Genomic DNA, 20880 nt, shown 5'->3' on the forward strand with positions numbered 1-20880 from the left:
GTTGCCCCATTCAATTTTAAATAAATAATTCAATTAATGATTCCAAATTACATGACCACAATAATAATTGAAGATGAAAAACCAGCCGCCCGTTTGCTACAAAGAAAACTGGATAAATTAAATGTAAAAGTAGGAGTGATGTTGCATTCTGTTGCAGAAGCCATCGATTGGTTTTCGAACAATGAGCATCCGGATTTGATCTTTCTGGACATTCAATTATCAGACGGATTATCGTTTGAAATTTTTGATAAAATTGAGATTAAAAGCGCTGTAATTTTCACAACTGCTTATGACGAATATGCTTTGCGGGCATTCAAATTAAACAGTATAGATTATCTTTTGAAACCCATTGATGAAGATGATTTAGAAGTGGCAGTTTCAAAATTTAAAGTCCGTTTGCCAAAGAAAGAAAATGAAACTCAAAACTTAAGTTTGGATTTTGAACAGATTAAAAAAATGCTTTCGAATCCTTTTGAGAAGAATCATAAAAAACGCTTTACCGTAAAAATAGGACAACATTTAAAAGTGATTTCAACCGATGAAATTGAATGTTTTTTCAGCGAAAATAAAGGAACTTATTTACACACTTTTGACAATAGAAATTATCTGATTGAAACAACTTTGGAGCTTTTGGAACAAGAATTAGATCCAGTTGCATTTTATCGCATCAGCCGAAAATTTATCATTCCACTCAAGGCAATTAAAGAAATTGTGGTCTACAGTAATTCCCGTTTAAAGATTATTTTGCCTTCTTATAAAGAAGATGAAGTGATTGTAAGCAGAGAAAAAGTAGCTGATTTTAAAACTTGGATTGGGTAAAATAAATCAAAAATTAAGTTTAAGTGATTTGTTTTAAAATACTGATAAATAATTATTTGATTGTTCATTATAGATTATTTCTATACTGATTTTAAACCTTAAAAACCACTTTTCTGATACCAATAATCACGAAGATCATTAAGGTGTACACAATAAAAAACGGAACAATGTATTCTATCAAATTTAGCGGAAGCATGATGGCAATAATTAATAATTGAAAGCCGAGTCCGTAAATAGAAAGTAGTGTCATAAACCAATTTGGAAACGTTTTTACTTTATAAGCATCCTGATCTAAGGTGTGAATTATTTTGTCAAAAGTACCATAAACAACGGTGTAAATCAGAAACAAAATATCGACTGATTTTTGAGTTTCTCCAGGCAAAGCACGAGGGGATTTGTATTCAAAAATCTTACTGGTCGAATCTCCTCCTACTGATTTATTTCGTAAAATAACATAGTAATAATTGTATAAAGTTCCTTGTAATTGTATGCCGATAAAAGCTAAAAGGGTGAGCCAGATACTAGTTTTAGATACGTAACAAATGGCCATCAAAAACATAAAATTAAGGGTAATATCAAATACGCTGTCTAAATATCTCCCTACATATGAAGGCGTGTTTTTTAGTCTGGCTAACTCGCCGTCGGCGGCATCAATTGCAGATTTTAAAACAATAAAAAAGGCGGCATAAAAGTACTGATTTTGCAAAATGCAAAACATCGCTATAAGTCCGGAAAGTCCAAAAAGTAGTGTAACATGAATTGGAGTAAATCGGGTATTTTTTAATTGATTAGCAAAAAATTTTCCGAAGGGTCTTCCATAATCGGATAAATCTAAAAATTTATCTTGAGCAGCAAGTTTAGACATTTAAGTTAGTGAACAAAGAAATGCGACAATATAGTCTGGTATTTATTTTATTATTTAGATAATCGGTGTAATGTGAACGTCATTGCCGAAAGTAAAAAGAAAGCCATTATTTGATGTGCTAATCCTAACCAAAGCGGAACGCTGTAAAGCAAAGTAAAAACGCCTAGGCCAAATTGCAAAAACACAATAATTACTAAGGTATTGATTCCTTTTTTCTGTAAAGAGGAAAGTAAATATTTTTTGCTTTTGAAAAATAACAATAGGATGAGTCCAACTACAATATAAGCCATGGTTCTGTGTACAAACTGCACGCCGCTTTTTCCTTCGACAAGATTAAGAAACAACGTTTTTTGTTCGATAAAAACACTCTCGTGAATAAACTGTCCGTCGCTCATTAAAGGCCAATGATTGTGAATTAAACCAGCATTTAAACCCGCAACAAAACCGCCATAGATGATTTGTATCAATAAAAAAACCAGAGCGATACGCGCGATTTTCTGTAACGGAAGTATAACAGTTGTTTTATTTGGATAAATTAAATCTAAAGCAACCCAAAGAGTATAAGCAAAAGTGATAAAAGCAAATGTTAAATGCAATGAAAGTCTAAAATGACTTACATCCGGATTGTCAATTAAACCGCTTCGTACCATAAACCAACCCAAAAATCCTTGAAAACCGCCCATTCCTAAAAGAACAACACATTTTTTTATAGTTTCGGTCGAAAGGCGTTTTTTGAATAAGAAGTATACAAAGGGAACGATGAATGCTAAACCAATTATTCTTCCTATGAAACGGTGGAACCATTCCCAAAAATAGATGAATTTATAATCGCTGAGCGTAAAGTCGTTGTGGATATTAATCTTTTGATATTCGGGAAATTTCTTGTATTCTTCAAAAGCTTGTTCCCATTTGGCTTCAGAAAGCGGAGGGAAAGTATCCGTTACTAAATGCCAATCTGTCATTGATAATCCTGAATTGGTCAATCGTGTAATTCCTCCAACAACAACCATCATAAACAATAATAAACAACCGGATAACAACCAGGTAATAACGTAATTATTCTCTTTTTTCATTATTTAAACATTATTTTTTGCAAAGATATTTTAAATACACTTAAATAGTAATTCAACAACCGTTAATCTTTAATCCTAATCTTTCTGCTCGCTTTAACATAAAAGCATAAGCTTCATTATAATCGTTGGCGATCTCGCCTTCTAAAATAGCTTCTTTGATGGCTTCTTTCAGCACGCCGATTTCTCTTGATGGTTTCAATTGGAATATTTCCATAATTTCTTCCCCGGTTATTGGCGGTTGAAAATTACGAACATGATCTCGCTCTTCAACTTCGACAATTTTCTTGCGTACAATTTCAAAATTATTATGGTATTTCTTGAATTTATTTGGGTTTTTTGTAGTGATATCCGCCTCACACAAAGTCATTAAGTTTTCTACATCTTCCCCGGCATCAAAAACTAATCGTCGCACAGCGCTATCCGTTACGGTATCTTGAGATAAAACAATAGGTCGCGAACTCATCATCACCATTTTTTGCACAAATTTCATTTTGTGGTTCAAAGGCATATGCAATCTTTCAAAGATTTTCTTTGCCATTTTTCCGCCCAAAAATTCATGTCCATGAAAGGTCCAGCCTTGTTTTTTATTAAAACGTTTGGTAGGAGCTTTTCCAATGTCATGTAACAAAGCCGACCAGCGCAACCAAACATCATCTGTATTGGGGCAAATATTATCTACGACTTCCAAGGTGTGATAAAAATTATTTTTATGTGTATGACCTTCAATTTCTTCTACTTGATTCAGCGCTGTTAACTCAGGAAGAATAATGTCTAAAAGTCCGGTTTTGAATAACAGTAAAAATCCAACCGAAGGTTTATCGGTAGAAAGTATTTTGTTCAGTTCATCTACAATTCGTTCTCCAGAAATAATCTTAATTCGTTCCGCATTTTTAGTAATCGAATTCAAAGAGTTTTCATCGATTTCAAAACCCAATTGTGTTGCAAAGCGAATGCCTCTCAACATGCGTAAAGGATCGTCAGAATAGGTAATATCAGGATCAAGCGGTGTTTTTATGATTTTGTTTTTTAAATCCTGTATACCATTGAAAGGATCTAATAACATTCCGAAATTATCTTTGTTTAGCGAAAGTGCCAATGCATTGATGGTAAAATCACGACGGTTTTGGTCGTCTTCAAGTGTTCCGTTTTCTACAACCGGATTGCGGCTTTCCTGATTATAGGATTCTTTTCGGGCGCCAACAAACTCAATTTCAGTGTCTTCAAAACGCAGCATTGCAGTTCCGTAAGTTTTAAAAACTTGTACTTTTGGTTTTTTGGGAAGTAGTTGAGAAACTTTCAATGCTAATTCGATTCCGCTGCCAACAGCAACAATATCAATATCTTTTTTGAAATCTCTGTTTAAAAGTAAATCACGAACAAAACCACCAATTACATAGCTTTCTACGTTAAGTTCTTGTGAAGCTTGTGAGATAACTTCAAAAATTTTATTATGTAAGGCTTCTTTATACGAAGTTTTAATACTCATTTTTAAAATGTTTAAAGCTTAAAGCTTAAAGTTGCTAAACTGAAAACTGAAAACTGAATGCTGAAACTATTTACGAATCACTTTTACCTGAGAATCATTAGTCAACTTAATGATCGTTGATGGTTTTCCACCAATTTTTTCGCGATGCAAATTTACAACATAGTCTACACCTTTTATAATTTCCGGACTAATATCTTTGAAGGCAATAGGAGTAGGTTGTCCAGAGATATTTGCTGAGGTAGAAACCAATGGTTTTTTCATGCGTTCTAATAATTTAAAGCAAAACGGTTCCTTAACAATGCGTATTCCTAAAGTATTATCCGCCGCTATTAAATTTGGCGCTACATTTCTGGGCTTGTCTAAGATTAAAGTAGTTGGGTTTTCGGATAAATCCATGATTTGCCAAGCTACTTCCGGGATGTCTTTGAAAACATTGTACATCATTTTTTCGCCATTCATCAAAACAATCATGCTTTGGGTTTCCGCTCTTTGTTTGAGTTTATAGATTTTGGCCACAGCCTCAGGATTAGTAGCATCACAGCCAATTCCCCAAACAGTATCAGTGGGATATAGAATGATGCCGCCGTTTTTGATTACTTCGTAGGCATTATGGATTTCTTGGTTCATTATATTTTAGGTTTTAATAAATAACTTTCTATTTTTGTGAAGATTAATTATTTTACAAAGATAGCAATAATGAGAAAAACAAAAGCGATTGCAATTCTAACTACTCATTCTTTTGGCTATATTGATTTTTTGGTAGACAAACTTAATTTGAATGAAGATGTTGATTTGACTTATATTAACATCGATGCGATTCCTTTTAGCTATAAAAATAAAGGTTCCAGAATTGCCAATTTTTTTCTAAAACTATTTTTATTTCCAGGTTTAAAAGAAAAAAACAGAACAGAATTCATAAAAAAAGCATTTCGAAAGAAGCCATTATTTGATCAAATATTGGTTATTCGTCCGGATAAACTTCAAAAAGAGGCTTTGGTTTTTTTGAAAAAAAGTACCGTTAAAATGGATTGTTTTTTATTTGATGGAATTGAAAACTTTAAAAATCAAAAAAAAATACTTTCCTATTTTGATACCATATTTAGTTATGATAAAAGAGATGTTGAGAAATACAATTTTCGCTTTTTGACTAATTATATCTTTGATGATGAAATAGAAAAAAATCAGATAACAAATACTGCTTTTAATATTTCTTCATTTGATAGCCGATTTCCATTCTTAGAAAAATTAGCGAATTATTTATCAGAAGCACAAATCTCTTTTCGTTTTATCGTAAAAAAGAATAAATGTTGTAATCATGATACGATTGAAATTTGTACTAAATATTTACCTATAAATGAGGTTAAAGAAATTATATCCAGTAGTTTAGTGATGATTGATTTGCAAAAAGAGAATCAATACGGATTGAGTTTTCGTGTTTTTGAAGCGCTCGGATACAAGAAAAAATTGATTACAAATAATCAGGATATTACTTCGTACGATTTTTATAATGAGAATAATATTTTTGTGATTACCAATGAAAATTATCAAATTCCACTTGATTTTTTTGAAACGGATTTCGTTGAAATAGATCCAAAAATTATAGATAAGTATAAATTAAAAAATTGGATTTTTGAAGTTTTTAATATTGAATGCAATCAAATTAAGGACTTGTAAAACTGATAATAATTCGCTTCCATTACACTCAAATCATGATTTTTTTCAACCAGATTAAACGCATTTGTTTTGATTTTTTCTTGTAAATCGGCGTTTGTTAGTATTTCTAAAACATATTCAGAAAGGGCTTCTGAATCTTTGATTTCAGTCAAAAAACCAGTTTCCCGGTTTAATACTACTTCGGGAATTCCTCCCGCTTTTGTGGCAACAACAGGAACTTTGCAGGCAAATGCTTCATAAACCGTCAAAGGTAATCCTTCGGTAATTGAAGTAATCAGGAAAACATCAAATTCAGGAAGTAAATCGGTTACATTATTTCTGAAACCGGTGAAAAAAACATCATGTTCTAAATCAAGTGATTTGGTATAAGTAACCAAATCATTTTTTAAAGGACCGTCGCCAATAAGAACAAATTTTATAGGCAGATTAGTCTTGTTTTTGTCTTTAATTTTTTTTGCGGCAGCGATAAAAGTATAGATGTCTTTTTGATGGGTCAGTCCGGCGATATTACCAACAATAAGGGTTTCTGGCGAAAAATTAAATTCTTGGTGCAGCAGGTTTTGAGATTTTTTATCCTTAAATTTCGAAACATCAATTGCATCATAAATCGTTAATAAACGTTCTTTGTCAGGGATAATATTTTCGAAAATTGCTTCAACAGCTTTAGAAACACAAACAATTTTCTTGATACTCGGATGTGAATATTTGTATCTGTTCAAAAATTTATTCTTTATTCTATTGTTTCTTTTTCGACTTAAAATTAATGAAGTTTTTTTGTTTAAAAATTTCATTGCAAGTAATCCGGCATTTAATGCGGTAGAATCATGAATATGAATGACAGAAATTGATTCTTTCCTGCAAATTTTCACAATAGCAATAACGAGATTGATGAGCTTCAGTTTATTCTTTTTATAAGTAAAGAATTGGGCATTATCTTTTTTACAAATTCCGGCAAGTACAGAATCTTCAGGACATAAGATATATTGTTTCAAATCACTTTTGTCTTTTAGAAGATTATAAACGGTATACATCTGAGCGTCACCGCCTCGCAATTCCGTTATCGATGTGATATTTAATATCTTCATTGTTTTAAAAGTGTTTCTTTTTGTAATTAAATCCTGAAAAGCCCGACAAAAATATACCTTTAATACTATTTTTAATAAAATTATGTGATTTATTACAAGTCTAAAAAAGCATTTGGTTATTTTTGACCCTTAGAAATATTTAGTTTACAGCACATGTCAGTAGTCATTAATAAGGAATTTAAATCAAAGGAAATCGAATTAAGAAATTACATTACTAATTTCAATTCTTCCGGTAAACTCTTTGGTGACGGACAAAGAAATAAAATAAAACTTTTTGAATTAGAAGGGAAAATGATAAATATCAAATCCTTCAAAATCCCAAATCTAATCAATAAAATTGCCTACAAATATTTCCGAAAGTCTAAAGCCAAACGTTCTTTTGAATATGCCACGACTTTGTTAGAGAAAGGAATTGGTACGCCACAACCCGTTGCTTATCTTGAAAATTACAGTTGGTTGGGTTTAAAAGACAGTTATTATGCAAGTGAACATCTTGAAACTGAGTTGACTTTTAGAGAATTAGTAGAAATTCCGAATTATCCGGATCATGAAAATATTTTAAGACAGTTCACTAAATTTTCTTTCGATTTACATGAAAAAGGAATTGAATTTTTAGATCATTCTCCAGGAAATACTTTGATAAAAAAGACAGCTGACACACAATATAATTTCTATTTAGTAGATTTGAACCGAATGAATTTTCATGATAAAATGGATTTTGATTCGAGAATGAAAAACCTAAGCAGGCTTACGCCAAAGAAAGAAATGATTGCTGTCATGAGCGATGAATATGCAAAATATTATGCACAATCGAGTAGTGTAATTTTCGAAAAAATGTGGCAGGCTACAACTGAATTTCAAGAAAAATTTGCCAAAAAACAACGATTAAAAAAGCAATTAAAATTCTGGAAATCTTAAATTCGATTTTATTTTTTTTAATTCCTGAAAGCGAACAAAAACACTCAAAGCGTTCAGATAACAAATAATAATTCCTTTTTTGCCATCAAGGATTCCGAGTCTCACCAAGTATTGATATAAAAATTGATACAACGGACGAATGTAAAAATGGAAAAAATTAGGTTGCGTTCCCTTATTCAATTCCTCTTCGGCTTTTAATTTCCCATAAAGAATCATTTTTTGTTTGTAGCTGCAATAGTCTTTATACGAAAAATGAATGAGTTTGTTTTTTAATTTCCCGATTGTTCCTTTTACAATTAGTTTTTCATGCACAATCTTTTGTGTAGCATAATGTGCTTTGTCTTTTTGAAAAAGCCTGAATATTTTATCGGTTTGCCAGCCACTAAAGTGTAGCTTTTTGTTTTTGAACATAAAGGTCCTGTCGAAAAAATAGGCTGATGGACCTTCTTTTTGAGCAACAGTTTCAATGATTTCGTCCCTAAGTTCAGTGCTGATTCTTTCGTCAGCATCCAGAAAAAGAATCCAATTGTTTTTGGCTAAACTTATTGCAAAGTTCCGCTGTGCAGCATAATTTTCGAAAGCATGTTGAACTACTTTCACATTTTTATGTGAAGAAGCAATGGCTGTGGTTTGGTCAGTACTAAAAGAATCAATTACCACAATCTCCTCTGCAAAATCTAAATCCTTGATTACAGATTTGATATTTTGTTCTTCATTATACGTGATGATTAAAGCGCTTATAGGCACTTTATTTTGATGAACAGTAATATTTGGTTTTTCGGTATTGTTTAGATTTTGGTTTAAAAAATGTTCAATCTTATCCTCAAACAAATCAGGTGTAAATTCTTGGTATAAAGAAAGCGCTTGTTTCTTGAGTTCCTTTTCTGTTTTCGAATGAAATAATTGAGGCTTAAAATCATTCAAATGCACAGACATGTGTTGTATTCCGTCTTCAAAAGTAGCCCAGATTTTCTTTTCTATCCAAGGCGAAAAAATAATAAAAGAAGGTTTTTCTAATGCTTTTGCCATATTTATAGCACCACCATCATTACCAATAATCAAATCACATTGATTCATAATGGCAATAAATCCTCTTAAATCTTTGGCTAATAAGTCAAAATAGATTTTTTCTTTTGTAGACGTTTTACAGGCATTAAAAATAATTTTAGCATCCTCAATTTGCTTTGGAAAATAATTAAAAAGAATATTCACATCTTGATTATCGGCTATTGTATCAACTACTTTTGCCATATATTCCAGAGGATAAGTCTTTAGTTTTTCACTTCCCAAAAGGCTTATTAAGACTGTTTTTCTGTCTTTTTTTACTTTATGCTGCTCAAAAAAATCTAACGCTTCTTGATTTTCTTTTTCGGTTACAAATAATTTGGGTAATGGGTCAATCTCAATAGGTAAATCTAAAGGTTCTAATAACGAAAGTCTTCTTTCAATTGCTAAACCTAGATTCGTTTTTGGAAAAGCGGCAAAAGGAACATTGTCCGTATATAAAAAAGTGCGGCCTTTCTTCTGGTATGATATTTTTCTTTTGGCACCACTTAATAAAACGATGAGCCAACTTTCTAATTTCGAATACGCATCAATAAGTAAATCGTATTCATTAGCTCGAATTTGAAGGGCTAAGTTGAAAAATTCTTTTTTGCTTTTGCGATGTTTTTCCTGAAAGAGAATGATGTTGTCAATACTTGGATTTCCTTCTAAAACGGGCGTTGTAGACTCATAAACCAAATAATCAATTTGAGCTTCGGGATAAGCCATGCGCAAATTGTTGCATATAATGCTGCTTATCAAAACATCGCCAATCATTTTTTGTTGTATAACCAGTATTTTCATAACATAAAAAAACCTCCCGTTGAAGGGAGGAATATACAATATTTTTTTATTATAAGAATATTAAACTGCTACGTCATATTCGCGTAAAGCATTATTCAAAGAGGTTTTTAAATCTGTTGAAGGCTTACGGGTTCCAATGATTAAAGCGCAAGGAACTTGAAATTCACCAGCAGCAAACTTTTTAGTATAACTTCCAGGAATCACTACAGAACGGGCAGGAACATAACCTTTCATTTCAACAGGTTCGTCACCGGTTACATCAATGATTTTTGTTGAGGCAGTCAAACAAACGTTTGCGCCTAAAACCGCTTCTTTCCCCACGTGAACTCCTTCTACAACAATACAACGAGAGCCTACAAATGCTCCGTCTTCAATAATAACTGGAGCTGCTTGTAATGGTTCAAGAACTCCACCAATACCAACACCGCCACTTAAGTGTACGTTTTTACCAATTTGAGCACAACTTCCTACTGTAGCCCAAGTATCAACCATCGTTCCTTCGTCAACATAGGCCCCAATATTTACATAACTTGGCATCAAAATAACACCACTTGAAATATAAGCTCCGTAGCGTGCTACAGCATTAGGAACTACACGAATTCCTTTTTCGGCATAACCTCTTTTCAATAACATTTTGTCATGATATTCGAAAATTCCAGATTCTAATGTTTCCATTTTTTGAATAGGGAAGTACATCACCACCGCTTTTTTAACCCATTCGTTTACTTGCCATCCGTCACCAACTGGTTCCGCAACACGTAATTTTCCGGTGTCTAATAATTCGATAACTGCTCTAATAGCATCTGTTGTTGTAGTTTCTTGTAACAAAGCTCTGTTTTCCCAGGCTTGTTCTATAATTGTTTGTAATGGATTCATGTTTTTGATAATTTTCCACAAATATAATTCGATTTTTTTTAAAACAAACGCTGTTTATATAATACTAACAGATTTCTTGTTTTTGTTTAAAAAATCAAAAAAAGGGAATAATGTTTAAAAGAAATCTTCACGAATCAGTAATTGATTCTTGATGTGGATAGCATTTTTTCTTTACTTATCTTTGTCCAATAATAACTAAAAAAATGCCAAGAATTCTCGCCATAGATTACGGACAAAAACGCACCGGAATTGCTGTTACCGATGAAATGCAAATTATCGCTTCGGGCTTGACCACCATTCCTTCACAGACTGCCATTGCTTTTTTAAAGGATTATTTTGCCAAAGAAAAAGTAGAAGCAGTTCTAATTGGTGAGCCTAAACAAATGAACGGGCAGCCTTCAGAAAGTGCTTCTGTTATTAAAGGATTTGTCACTCATTTTACCAATCATTTTCCGGAGATGAAAGTTATTCGTGTCGATGAACGGTTTACTTCAAAAATGGCTTTTCAGACTATGATTGATAGTGGTTTGAGCAAAAAGCAACGCCAGAATAAAGGACTTATTGACGAAATTTCGGCTACTATAATGTTACAGGATTATTTGACTCGAAAAATGTTTTAAAATCCTATATATTGTTTTATCTGTAAGATATAACTCCTTTTAAATTACCACTTTTTAACAATTGTTTGTTATATTTTTTTTGAAAAAATGAAGTAAATTTGCGGCTTTTAAATTCTTATTATGCCAGATACAACCATTCGTTTAAATTCAGAAGTAGTTCTTATTGGTGCCGGAATTATGAGCGCCACAATTGGAGTGATTTTAAAAGAATTACAACCCGATATAAAAATTGATATTTTTGAAAGATTAGATAGTGCCGCAGCAGAAAGTTCTGATGCATGGAATAATGCCGGAACAGGTCATTCTGCATTTTGCGAACTTAATTATACTCCAGAAAGTGCTGACGGAACAATAAATCCAAATAAAGCAATCAGTATTGCCGAACAATTTGAAGTCTCCAGACAATTTTGGGCTTATTTGGTTAAAGATGGAAAACTTCCAACTCCAGAAGATTTTATAAAAAGCATTCCTCATATTAGTTTTGTTTGGGGAGATAAAAATGTTGATTTTCTAAAAAACAGGTTTGAAGTTTTGCAATCAAATCCGCTTTTTGCTGAAATGATTTTCAGTACAGATGTTTCTGAATTGCAAAAATGGATGCCATTAGTAATGGAAGGAAGAAATTCAGACGAAAAAGTAGCCGGAACTTCAATGAAAATTGGTACCGATGTGAATTTTGGTACATTGACCAGAAATATGCTGGATTATTTAACCAACTTGGATAATGTGACTATACATTACAGCCATGAAGTTAAAAAATTAAAACAGAGAGATGACAAATCCTGGAGAATAAAAATTACCGATTTGGCTTCAGGCCAAAAGAAGAAAGTATACACCAAATTTGTTTTCATAGGTGCAGGTGGAGGCTCATTACCATTATTGGAAAAAGCAAATGTGCCCGAAGGAAAAGGTTACGGAGGCTTTCCGGTTAGCGGTCAATGGCTAAAATGTACCAATCCCGAAGTAATAGCAAAACACCAAGCAAAAGTTTATGGTAAAGCTAGTGTAGGTGCTCCGCCAATGTCTGTTCCTCATGTAGATTCCCGTATGATTGATGGCGAAAAAGCATTGCTTTTTGGACCGTTTGCAGGATTTTCAACTCGATTCCTAAAAAACGGGAAGTATTCGGATTTGCCGCTGTCCATAAAACCAGACAATGTAATCCCGATGATTGTTGCCGGGTATAAAAACATCCCGCTTACTAAATATTTAATCGAGCAAGTTCGTCAATCTCCAAAGGATAGAATGAACGCTTTGCGCGAATATGTTCCTAATGCCAGAACCAAAGATTGGAAACTGGAAAGAGCCGGGCAGCGGGTTCAAGTGATTAAAAAAGACGAAGAGCTAATTGGAAAATTAGAGTTTGGAACAGAAATTATCAATACAAATGATGGAACTTTGGCTGTTTTACTTGGAGCCTCTCCTGGAGCTTCAACCGCGGTTTCAATTATGGTTGAGTTAGTAAGCAAATGTTTTCCAGAGCAATTTAATTCTCCGGAATGGCAAGAAAAATTGAAAATGATGATTCCGTCTTTTGGACAAATGTTAAATGACAATCCGATTTTATTAGATGAAATCAGAAAAAATACCGGAGAAATCCTAAAACTGAATAATTAGATTGTTAATGAAGATTAAGGTGTTGTATTTTAGATTTTATTCTAATTGCAGCACCTTTTTTGATTTAAATGTGCATTAATAATTGCGTATTTTTTACAATATTTTCCGATAAATTAGTAAGCCAGATTAATTGTTCAATGACCAATTGCGCTTCTTGCATTTTTTGTAAATATGCGTCTTCATCGATTGGATTTCCTTCTTTTAACTCTCTGCTTCGAATGTTTTTTAATTCGGTAAAACGAAGCGCCAAATCATTTTTTGTAATCGTATTGTTTAAATCCAAAGGTGTTTCTTTTAAAAGAGATATTGCATCATCCAGATTTTTAATCACGGTATCAACCACTACATTAAACGCTTCGGAAGCACTTGTCGTTTTATGCGATTGAATATAAGTTCCTAACGATGCGGAAGAGGATAATAAGGTGTGATTAAGCACAGCCAATTTATAAACCAAAGGCAGTTGTTTTTGTTTCGATTTGGGTTCTTGTACCATTCTTTGGAACGAAGCCATTAGATTCCCAATTTCGATAAAAGCATTTTTTCGGGCTAATCGATACGCTGTAGAAACAGTTCCTTTATTATTGTAAAAAAGAGAAATTTCTTTTAAGTAATTCTGATTTGCTTGTATTGATTTCTTCAAATAAACGGGGATATTCAAGAATTCCCAAGAAGGCCACAGAAAATGATTGGCCAAAAAAGCCAAAATTGCACCAGCCAAAGTATCTAAAATTCGATATTGAATTACAGCACCAATATTTGGAGTAAGTATTCCGTAAATAAAAACGATATACATAGTTACAAAAGTGGCGCTGATTTTATAATTGGTTTGAGTAAATGAAAATCCTAAAAGCATAGAAAGAATTGCAAAAATACTGATGGCAATGCTATTATGTATCAGAAATAAGATGCCAAACGCGATTAATCCTCCTAGAATAGTTCCGAAAATACGTTCGAAAGAGCGGTTTTTTGTCAGTCCGTAACCAGGACGCATAATCACAACAATGGTCATCAAAATCCAATATACGTTTTGAAAAGGAAGTATTTTCCCTATAAAGAAGCCTATCATAATAGTGACGGTCAGCCTTAGCGAATGCCTGAAAAGCGTCGATGAAAAACTTAAATTTTCCATTAAAGTGCTCCAGAGATAATATTGTGGTGTAATGAATTTTTCTAAATCTTTATCTTTTCCTTTAAAATCACTCGAATGTTGTGTAAAAGAAAAAGCCCGTTCTACAATTTTGATTTTTTCGACTTGTTTTTCCGCATATTGTAACATGGTTGTCAGCATGAAAACGCCTTCGGAGGCGGTTACTTTTCCTAAATCATTTTCATAATCAATTATGGCCAGTTCCAAAGCATTCAAATCTTTAATCAGATTGTGTTTTGGGATGTATTTGTGTTTGCTTTTTACACTTTTAGACAATTGTTTTAAGCTACTCGCAAGATTATAGGCTAAGTTCTGGTAGGTATTTAAAACATTTGGATGATTGCTGAATTTTAAATGCAATTTATTGTGATCAAATGCAGTTGACAGTGCCAGTTCTAATATTTCTACCAATGAAATAAAAACGATAAGTAACTTTCGGTTTTGATTGGAAGAACTGGAATTAGCATGATTGCTAATTAGTACTTCCCGTATGTTTTGATGGATGGTATTAAGTTCAACCTGAAGGTGTAATTGTTTCTCAATAATCGCTTTCCTATCAGCATCTGGCGACCAGAGATTTCCTCTTAGTTTCAAATATTTTGCTGTTAATTGGATGCAGGTTATCGTTTGTAACTCGGCATAGCGAAAAGGTTTTACATAATGAAAAAGTAATGAAATAAGAAGGTAAAATACTCCGCCAATGAGTATCAATACCGCATGTTGAATCATCGCCCAACCGGTGTTTATATGAGCAAATGCTAATGAAACCGACAATAAAGCCGAAAACGAAACCATTGTTGCCCGCTGACCATAAACAGAAAGCATTGAAAGAAAGAAAATAAGTAAAGCCAGAAAAGGATAAAAAATCCAAGCATACGGATAAACAATATTGACTAATAAATTAGTTCCGGAAACTAATAAAGCGGTAATTAGAACCCCATTAATTTTATGTTTCAGACTGCTGGGAATATCACTTGGATACGTGAAAAAAGCGCCAAGTGCAATGGTAAATCCTATTTGAAAATTTCCGAAAAAAGAGAACAATAATACAGGGATAACAGCTGCTATTGTTATTTTTGAAGCATTGGTAAAATTAGTGCTTTCGGTAAATTTATGGATTTGATTAATCATACAGTAAAGATTATTCGCAAAGGTAAGAATTGTAATATTTGTATGTGGGATAAACGAGTTTGATTTGAAAACTAAATTTAATTCTCGATTAGGAATAATTGAGTTGCATTTTTTTACTATTTTTGCGGACTGAAATAAAGATAGAGAAACTCTGAATTTAAAGAGGACAACACTTAATATAAGAATAATGATTTTACCAATTATAGGATATGGCGATCCCGTTTTAAGAAAAGTTGGAGAAGTTCTTTCACCGGAACATCCCAATTTAAAAGAAACAATTGCTAATATGTACGAGACTATGTATAATGCTTATGGAGTAGGTTTAGCTGCCCCACAAGTTGGTCTTGCTGTTCGTCTATTTGTAATCGACACCACACCTTTTAGTGATGACGAAGATTTAGAAGAGACTAAACAACAAGAATTGAAAGGGTTTAAAAGAACCTTTATCAATGCAAAAATGATTAAAGAAGAGGGAGAAGAATGGAGTTTTAACGAAGGATGTTTGAGTATTCCTGATGTTAGAGAAGACGTTTATAGAAATCCAACTATCACAATTGAATATTGCGAGGAAGATTTTGTGATGAAAACCGAAGTTTTTGACGGATTGATTGCCAGAGTGATTCAGCATGAATACGATCATATAGAAGGAATTTTGTTTACCGATAAAATCTCATCTCTTAAGAAACGTCTGATTCAAAAGAAGTTAAAAAATATTTTGGAAGGAAAAACATTCCAAGAGTACAGAATGAAGTTTTTTGGTAAAAAAGGAAGATAAAATGCATTCTTAATCAGGCCAACTTGGTATGATTTTTGGGTTTAAAAGAAAAAAATAATTGAATTCTTAATAATAAGTAAACAAGCATGAATTTAGAAAAAATATTAGCCATTTCTGGGAAACCAGGTTTATATGTATTAAAAGTACAAACTCGTACCGGTTTTGTTGCCGAATCATTGTCAGACGGAAAAAAAATCACTGTAAACTTGAAAAGTAATGTGAGTTTATTGTCAGAAATTTCTATTTATACCTATGAAGCAGAAAAACCTTTGGCCGAAATAATGTCAAACATTGCCAAGAAAGAAAACAATGGAGAAGCCATTTCTCACAAAGAAGATAATGCTAAATTAACAGCTTATTTTAGAGAGATTTTGCCGGAATATGACGAAGAACGAGTGTATCCATCAGATATTAAGAAAGTATTAAATTGGTACAATATGCTTCAAAGCAAAGGATTAGTTACAGATGAAGCACCTGCTGTTGCTGAAAGTGATGAAACACCAGTTTTAGAAGAAGCTGCAGCAACTGAAAAGCCTAAAAAAGCAGCAGCCAAAAAATAATAAATTTTATATTTAAAATATATTTAGTCCTGTTAAGATGATTTCTTGACAGGATTTTTTTATTTTTACAAAAACCAAAATAAGCAATGAATTCAAGACCACAACAACTTCAAGCCTTTGAAAGATTATTAGATATCATGGATGATTTGCGTGAAAAATGTCCTTGGGATAGAAAGCAAACCATGCAAACTTTACGGCATCTCACGATTGAGGAAACGTATGAATTAGGCGATGCTATTTTAGACAATGATTTAAACGAAGTTAAAAAAGAATTAGGCGATGTATTATTGCACATTGTTTTTTATGCCAAAATAGGAAGCGAAACACAGGATTTTGATATCGCCGATGTGTGTAATGAAATTTGCGAAAAATTAATTCACCGTCATCCACATATTTATAGCGATGTTGTTGTAAAAGATGAAGAAGAAGTAAAGCAAAATTGGGAAAAACTGAAATTGAAAGAAGGCAAAAAATCAGTTTTGGAAGGTGTACCAAAAAGTTTACCGGCATTAGTTAAAGCAAGCAGAATTCAAGATAAAGTAAAAGGAGTGGGGTTTGATTGGGAAGAACCACATCAGGTTTGGGATAAAGTTCAAGAGGAATTACAAGAACTACAAGTTGAGGTTGAATCAGGCGATCAGGATAAAATTGAAGCCGAGTTTGGCGATGTTTTATTTTCGATGATAAATTATGCCCGTTTTTTAAATGTAAATCCGGAAGATGCTTTGGAACGAACCAATAAAAAATTCATCAAACGCTTTCAATATCTGGAAAGTAAAGCGGGGGAATTGGGGAAACCTTTAATGGATATGACTCTTGCCGAGATGGATGTTTTTTGGAATGAAGCAAAGAAACTGTAGTTTTTTATAAAACAGTTTCATTTCATATAAAAAAAGATAAGTGTATTAATCTGCTATCTTTTTTAGTTTACTGATATCTTTTAAAATAATTTTTTTACCGGATAATTCTATTAATCCTGATTTATTAAAATCGGATAATAAACGAATACAGCTTTCGGTGGCTGTACCAATCATACTGGCTAATTCATCTCTGGAAAGTTGTACTTTTAAAGTATTGTCTTCGTTTTTTCCAAAAGTATCATGAAGATAAATGAGTGTTTCTGCTAATCGTTCTTTTACGGTTTTTTGCGCCATGTTGACCATTTGATCATCCGCTTCTTTCAAATCTCCACAAATAGTTTTCATCACATTCATCGAAAACTGATTGTTTTTATCGAAGAATCCCATGACTTCACTTTTTGGAATAAAACAAACTTGCATGTCTTCGAGAGCAACAGCAGTTAAGTTTACAGGTTCATCACTAATCATGGAACGTTGTCCGAGTAATTCTCCTTTTTTAATTAATTTTACGATGTGATCTTTTCCGTTTGGACTTAATTTGGTTAATTTACAGATTCCATCTTTCACACAGTAAATACCATTTATAGTATCTCCTTCTTCAAAAATCACTTCTCCTTTCTTGACAATATGTGATGTTTTACAATCGGAAAGTTTTACGAGCTCTTCTTTATTGAGGGCTTTTAAAGAACTAAATTCTCTAACGATACATTGTTCACATTTACTCATTTTAGATTGGGGATTAATTAGTCCGACAAATTTAAACATTTATATGACATTTGTCATATTTTTAACTCATTCAATTTGTAACCTTTGTTACAGGTAAAATGAGCAAAGATTTATGGACACACAAAACTGTTTCCATTGTGGTTTAGATATTGTAAATACGGAAGAAATTATTTTTGATGACAAAGAATTTTGTTGCAATGGTTGTAAAACTGTGTACGAAATTTTCAGTCTCAATGATATGACTTGTTATTATGATTTTGAAAAATCACCTGGAGCAACCCCGCAAGAAATTAATGGTAAATACGATTTTTTAGACAATGAAAGTATTGTTTCAAAGCTTTTGGAATTTCAAGAGGATACAACCGCAATTATTTCACTTAACATTCCTCATATTCATTGTAGCTCGTGTATTTGGATTTTGGAAAATCTACAGCGTCTTCAAAAAGGAATAAATACTTCTCAAGTTAATTTTCCCGAAAAGAAAGTACGTATTACTTACAATCCAGAAACGGTTTCACTCAAGACTATTGTTTACTTGTTGAGCTCCATTGGTTATGAGCCATATATTAGTTTAGAAAATTACGAAACTGGAAAGAATAATGTTGACAGGAGTTTGACCTATAAACTCGGAGTCGCCTTTTTTTGTTTTGGAAATATAATGTTACTCTCCTTTCCGGAATATTTCGAAGTTAAAGAATATTGGCTGGATCAATATCGAGGTTTTTTCCGTTGGTTAATTTTTGCTTTGTCTTTGCCAAGTTTCTTTTATTCGGCAAGCGGGTATTATGTTTCTGCTTATAAAAGTATCAAATCAAAAATGCTTAATATCGATATTCCTATTGCTCTTGGAATTGTCGTAATGTTTGTGCGAAGTACGGTAGATATCCTTATGGATTATGGTTCCGGCTTTTTTGATAGTTTGACCGGTTTGATTTTCTTTATGCTTTTGGGAAAAATGTTCCAAATTAAAACCTATAGTTTTTTGAACTTTGAAAGGGATTTTAAATCCTATTTTCCAATTGCAATAACCAAAATTAATGCAGATGCAACAGAAGAAAGTATTCCTGTTTATGATATTCAAAAAGGGGATCGATTACTCATTAGAAATCAAGAATTAATACCGGTTGATGGAATTTTGATTGCTGAAAAAGCAGAGATTGATTATAGTTTTGTTACTGGAGAAGCTATTCCGATTACTAAAAAATCAGGAGATAAAATTTTTGCCGGCGGAAAGCAAATAGGTAAAGTGATTGAAATGGAAGTTTTGCACTCGGTTTCACAGAGTTACCTGACACAATTGTGGAGTAATGATGTGTTTCAGAAGAATGTAGAACAGAAACATAAAACCATCACCGACAGGATTTCCCGTTATTTTACTCCTATATTATTACTAATTGCTTTTGCGGGATTTGGATATTGGATTTTTACCGATACCAATACTGCTTTTAATGTTTTTACGGCTGTTCTTATTGTGGCTTGCCCTTGTGCATTGGCTTTGACAGCGCCGTTTACGACCGGGAATGTGTTGCGAATTTTAGGAAAAAAGAAATTTTATCTCAAGAATGCTTTAGTCATCGAACAATTGGCGAAAGTGGATACGATAGTTTTTGATAAAACTGGAACGATTACCACAAATAAAAAATCGAATATTTCATATGAAGGTGAAGCACTTTCTGAAGCGCATTTAATGGTTATAAAAAATGTACTTCGCGCTTCTAATCATCCATTGAGCCGAATGTTATATGATTTTTTGCCAGATGTTAAAAAAATAAAAATAAATGAATTCGAAGAGATTACAGGAAAAGGAATTTTAGCTCAAACTGAAGATGTTGAGGTTAAAATGGGTTCTGCAGCTTTTGTGGAATTGTCGGATGAAGACACGAGACAACAAACGTCGGTTCATATAAAAATTAATGGAGTCTATTTAGGGAAATACGTTTTCAATAATCAATATAGGGAAGGTTTAGCACAGCTTTTTGATACCTTGAAAAAAGGATATCAAATTAAGGTTTTGTCGGGCGATAATGAAGGAGAGCGTTCTACTCTGGAAGTACTTTTGCCTAAAGGAACAGAATTGGTTTTTAATCAAAAACCAGAACAAAAATTGGAGTTCATTAAGAACCTGCAAAAAGAAGGTAAAAATGTAATGATGGTTGGTGACGGGCTGAATGATGCAGGAGCTTTGGCACAAAGTAATGTGGGAATTTCCATTTCTGAGAATGTGAATGTTTTTTCTCCGGCTTGTGATGCAATCTTAGATGCCAGCGAGTTTCAAAAACTGAATTATTATATGAAATTGTCTAAAAAAGCGATTACAACTATCAAAATGAGTTTTACACTTTCGTTGTTATACAATGTAGTTGGGTTATCCTTTGCTGTGACCGGAAATTTATTGCCTTTGGTCGCTGCCATTATTATGCCGTTGAGTACCATTACGATAGTGAGTTTTGTTACAATTATGAGTAATTTCTATTCAAAAAGGCTGAAATAATTAAAACTGAAAAGATTGATTTTTATTCATAAATTTAACATAAATGTTTAAGCATGATAAATGTCATATTTTATAAAAATTTCTGAAAGTATTTTTGTTAACATAATTTTAAGGTATGAGTGTCATTTATTTATTAATCTCCATTAGTATATTGGTTGCTATTGGCTTTTTTATTGCTTTTATAAGAGCAGTAAAAACCGGTCAGTATGACGACGACTATACGCCATCGGTCAGAATGCTTTTTGACGATGAGCTCAAAATTGAAAATCCAAAATCAATACAAACAACAGAAGAAAAACAAATTTAATT

The 20880-nt window shown here is 32.7% G+C and carries 19 protein-coding genes; 10 read left to right on the forward strand and 9 right to left on the reverse strand.

Features of this window, described 5'->3' with window-relative positions; translation table 11 throughout:
- Window positions 1–51 precede the first annotated feature (51 nt).
- Entirely contained in the window at window positions 52–819 is a 768-nt protein-coding gene (locus O6P34_RS09245; protein WP_269684221.1) for a LytR/AlgR family response regulator transcription factor, read from the forward strand.
- Between the two features lie 91 nt (window positions 820–910).
- Here O6P34_RS09245 and O6P34_RS09250 read toward each other — a convergent pair whose 3' ends face one another.
- The 4 genes from O6P34_RS09250 to O6P34_RS09265 form a co-directional block, all read right to left on the reverse strand.
- A complete protein-coding gene (locus O6P34_RS09250) occupies window positions 911–1684 on the reverse strand; it encodes a CDP-alcohol phosphatidyltransferase family protein (protein ID WP_269684222.1) in 774 nt (257 codons plus the stop codon).
- 50 nt (window positions 1685–1734) lie between these two features.
- Window positions 1735–2757, reverse strand: coding sequence for a COX15/CtaA family protein (locus tag O6P34_RS09255; protein ID WP_269684223.1), 1023 nt, complete (start codon window positions 2755–2757; stop codon window positions 1735–1737).
- Window positions 2758–2809: 52 nt separating this feature from the next.
- On the reverse strand, window positions 2810–4243 hold the full coding sequence (locus O6P34_RS09260; RefSeq protein WP_269684224.1) for a CCA tRNA nucleotidyltransferase: 1434 nt from the start codon (window positions 4241–4243) through the stop codon (window positions 2810–2812).
- Window positions 4244–4309: 66 nt separating this feature from the next.
- Window positions 4310–4870 (reverse strand): L-threonylcarbamoyladenylate synthase, encoded by a 561-nt coding sequence (locus O6P34_RS09265; RefSeq protein ID WP_269684225.1) that lies wholly within the window; start codon window positions 4868–4870, stop codon window positions 4310–4312.
- Window positions 4871–4939: 69 nt separating this feature from the next.
- Between O6P34_RS09265 and O6P34_RS09270 the strand changes: the two genes are divergently transcribed.
- A complete protein-coding gene (locus tag O6P34_RS09270; protein WP_269684226.1) occupies window positions 4940–5917 on the forward strand; it encodes a WaaS/CpsH family glycosyltransferase in 978 nt (325 codons plus the stop codon).
- On the opposite strand, the gene O6P34_RS09275 is transcribed toward O6P34_RS09270, so the two are convergent.
- Entirely contained in the window at window positions 5899–7002 is a 1104-nt protein-coding gene (locus O6P34_RS09275) for a glycosyltransferase family 4 protein (protein ID WP_269684227.1), read from the reverse strand. The genes O6P34_RS09270 and O6P34_RS09275 overlap by 19 nt on opposite strands.
- Before the next feature lie 153 nt (window positions 7003–7155).
- Between O6P34_RS09275 and O6P34_RS09280 the strand changes: the two genes are divergently transcribed.
- On the forward strand, window positions 7156–7920 hold the full coding sequence (locus tag O6P34_RS09280; RefSeq protein ID WP_269684228.1) for a lipopolysaccharide kinase InaA family protein: 765 nt from the start codon (window positions 7156–7158) through the stop codon (window positions 7918–7920).
- Here the strand turns inward: O6P34_RS09280 and O6P34_RS14930 are convergent.
- On the reverse strand, window positions 7900–9768 hold the full coding sequence (locus tag O6P34_RS14930) for a glycosyltransferase family 9 protein (RefSeq protein ID WP_349293435.1): 1869 nt from the start codon (window positions 9766–9768) through the stop codon (window positions 7900–7902). The genes O6P34_RS09280 and O6P34_RS14930 overlap by 21 nt on opposite strands.
- A gap of 60 nt (window positions 9769–9828) precedes the next feature.
- Complete coding sequence (locus O6P34_RS09295; RefSeq protein WP_269684229.1) at window positions 9829–10644, reverse strand: 2,3,4,5-tetrahydropyridine-2,6-dicarboxylate N-succinyltransferase; 816 nt, start codon at window positions 10642–10644, stop codon at window positions 9829–9831.
- 203 nt (window positions 10645–10847) lie between these two features.
- On the opposite strand from O6P34_RS09295, the gene ruvX reads away from it, so the two are divergent.
- Both ruvX and O6P34_RS09305 read left to right on the forward strand, forming a co-directional pair.
- The gene (ruvX, locus tag O6P34_RS09300) at window positions 10848–11264 is read left to right on the forward strand and encodes a Holliday junction resolvase RuvX (protein WP_269684230.1); all 417 of its coding nucleotides are present in this window, start codon (window positions 10848–10850) and stop codon (window positions 11262–11264) included.
- Window positions 11265–11384: 120 nt separating this feature from the next.
- Window positions 11385–12881, forward strand: a complete 1497-nt coding sequence (locus O6P34_RS09305; protein ID WP_269684231.1) for a malate:quinone oxidoreductase — start codon at window positions 11385–11387, stop codon at window positions 12879–12881.
- A gap of 64 nt (window positions 12882–12945) precedes the next feature.
- Here the strand turns inward: O6P34_RS09305 and O6P34_RS09310 are convergent, their stop codons facing one another.
- Complete coding sequence (locus O6P34_RS09310) at window positions 12946–15159, reverse strand: FUSC family protein (RefSeq protein ID WP_269684232.1); 2214 nt, start codon at window positions 15157–15159, stop codon at window positions 12946–12948.
- A 187-nt stretch (window positions 15160–15346) separates the two neighbouring features.
- Here O6P34_RS09310 and def point away from each other — a divergent pair, with 187 nt between their 5' ends.
- The 3 genes from def to mazG all read left to right on the forward strand — a co-directional run bounded on the left by def (window position 15347) and on the right by mazG (window position 17354).
- Window positions 15347–15934, forward strand: a complete 588-nt coding sequence (gene def / locus O6P34_RS09315) for a peptide deformylase (protein ID WP_269684233.1) — start codon at window positions 15347–15349, stop codon at window positions 15932–15934.
- Window positions 15935–16020: 86 nt separating this feature from the next.
- Window positions 16021–16494, forward strand: a complete 474-nt coding sequence (locus O6P34_RS09320) for a DUF5606 family protein (RefSeq protein WP_269684234.1) — start codon at window positions 16021–16023, stop codon at window positions 16492–16494.
- Window positions 16495–16580: 86 nt separating this feature from the next.
- Window positions 16581–17354: a nucleoside triphosphate pyrophosphohydrolase gene (gene mazG, locus O6P34_RS09325; RefSeq protein WP_269684235.1), complete on the forward strand. Its 774-nt coding sequence runs from the start codon at window positions 16581–16583 to the stop codon at window positions 17352–17354.
- Between the two features lie 45 nt (window positions 17355–17399).
- Here the strand turns inward: mazG and O6P34_RS09330 are convergent, their stop codons facing one another.
- Entirely contained in the window at window positions 17400–18080 is a 681-nt protein-coding gene (locus tag O6P34_RS09330; RefSeq protein WP_269684236.1) for a Crp/Fnr family transcriptional regulator, read from the reverse strand.
- A 112-nt stretch (window positions 18081–18192) separates the two neighbouring features.
- On the opposite strand from O6P34_RS09330, the gene O6P34_RS09335 reads away from it, so the two are divergent.
- Both O6P34_RS09335 and ccoS read left to right on the forward strand, forming a co-directional pair.
- The gene (locus tag O6P34_RS09335; protein WP_269684237.1) at window positions 18193–20571 is read left to right on the forward strand and encodes a heavy metal translocating P-type ATPase; all 2379 of its coding nucleotides are present in this window, start codon (window positions 18193–18195) and stop codon (window positions 20569–20571) included.
- A 115-nt stretch (window positions 20572–20686) separates the two neighbouring features.
- The gene (gene ccoS, locus O6P34_RS09340) at window positions 20687–20878 is read left to right on the forward strand and encodes a cbb3-type cytochrome oxidase assembly protein CcoS (protein ID WP_269684238.1); all 192 of its coding nucleotides are present in this window, start codon (window positions 20687–20689) and stop codon (window positions 20876–20878) included.
- The last annotated feature ends 2 nt before the right edge of the window (window positions 20879–20880 follow it).

The organism is Flavobacterium lacustre, from assembly GCF_027474525.2.
GTDB classification, from domain to species: domain Bacteria; phylum Bacteroidota; class Bacteroidia; order Flavobacteriales; family Flavobacteriaceae; genus Flavobacterium; species Flavobacterium lacustre.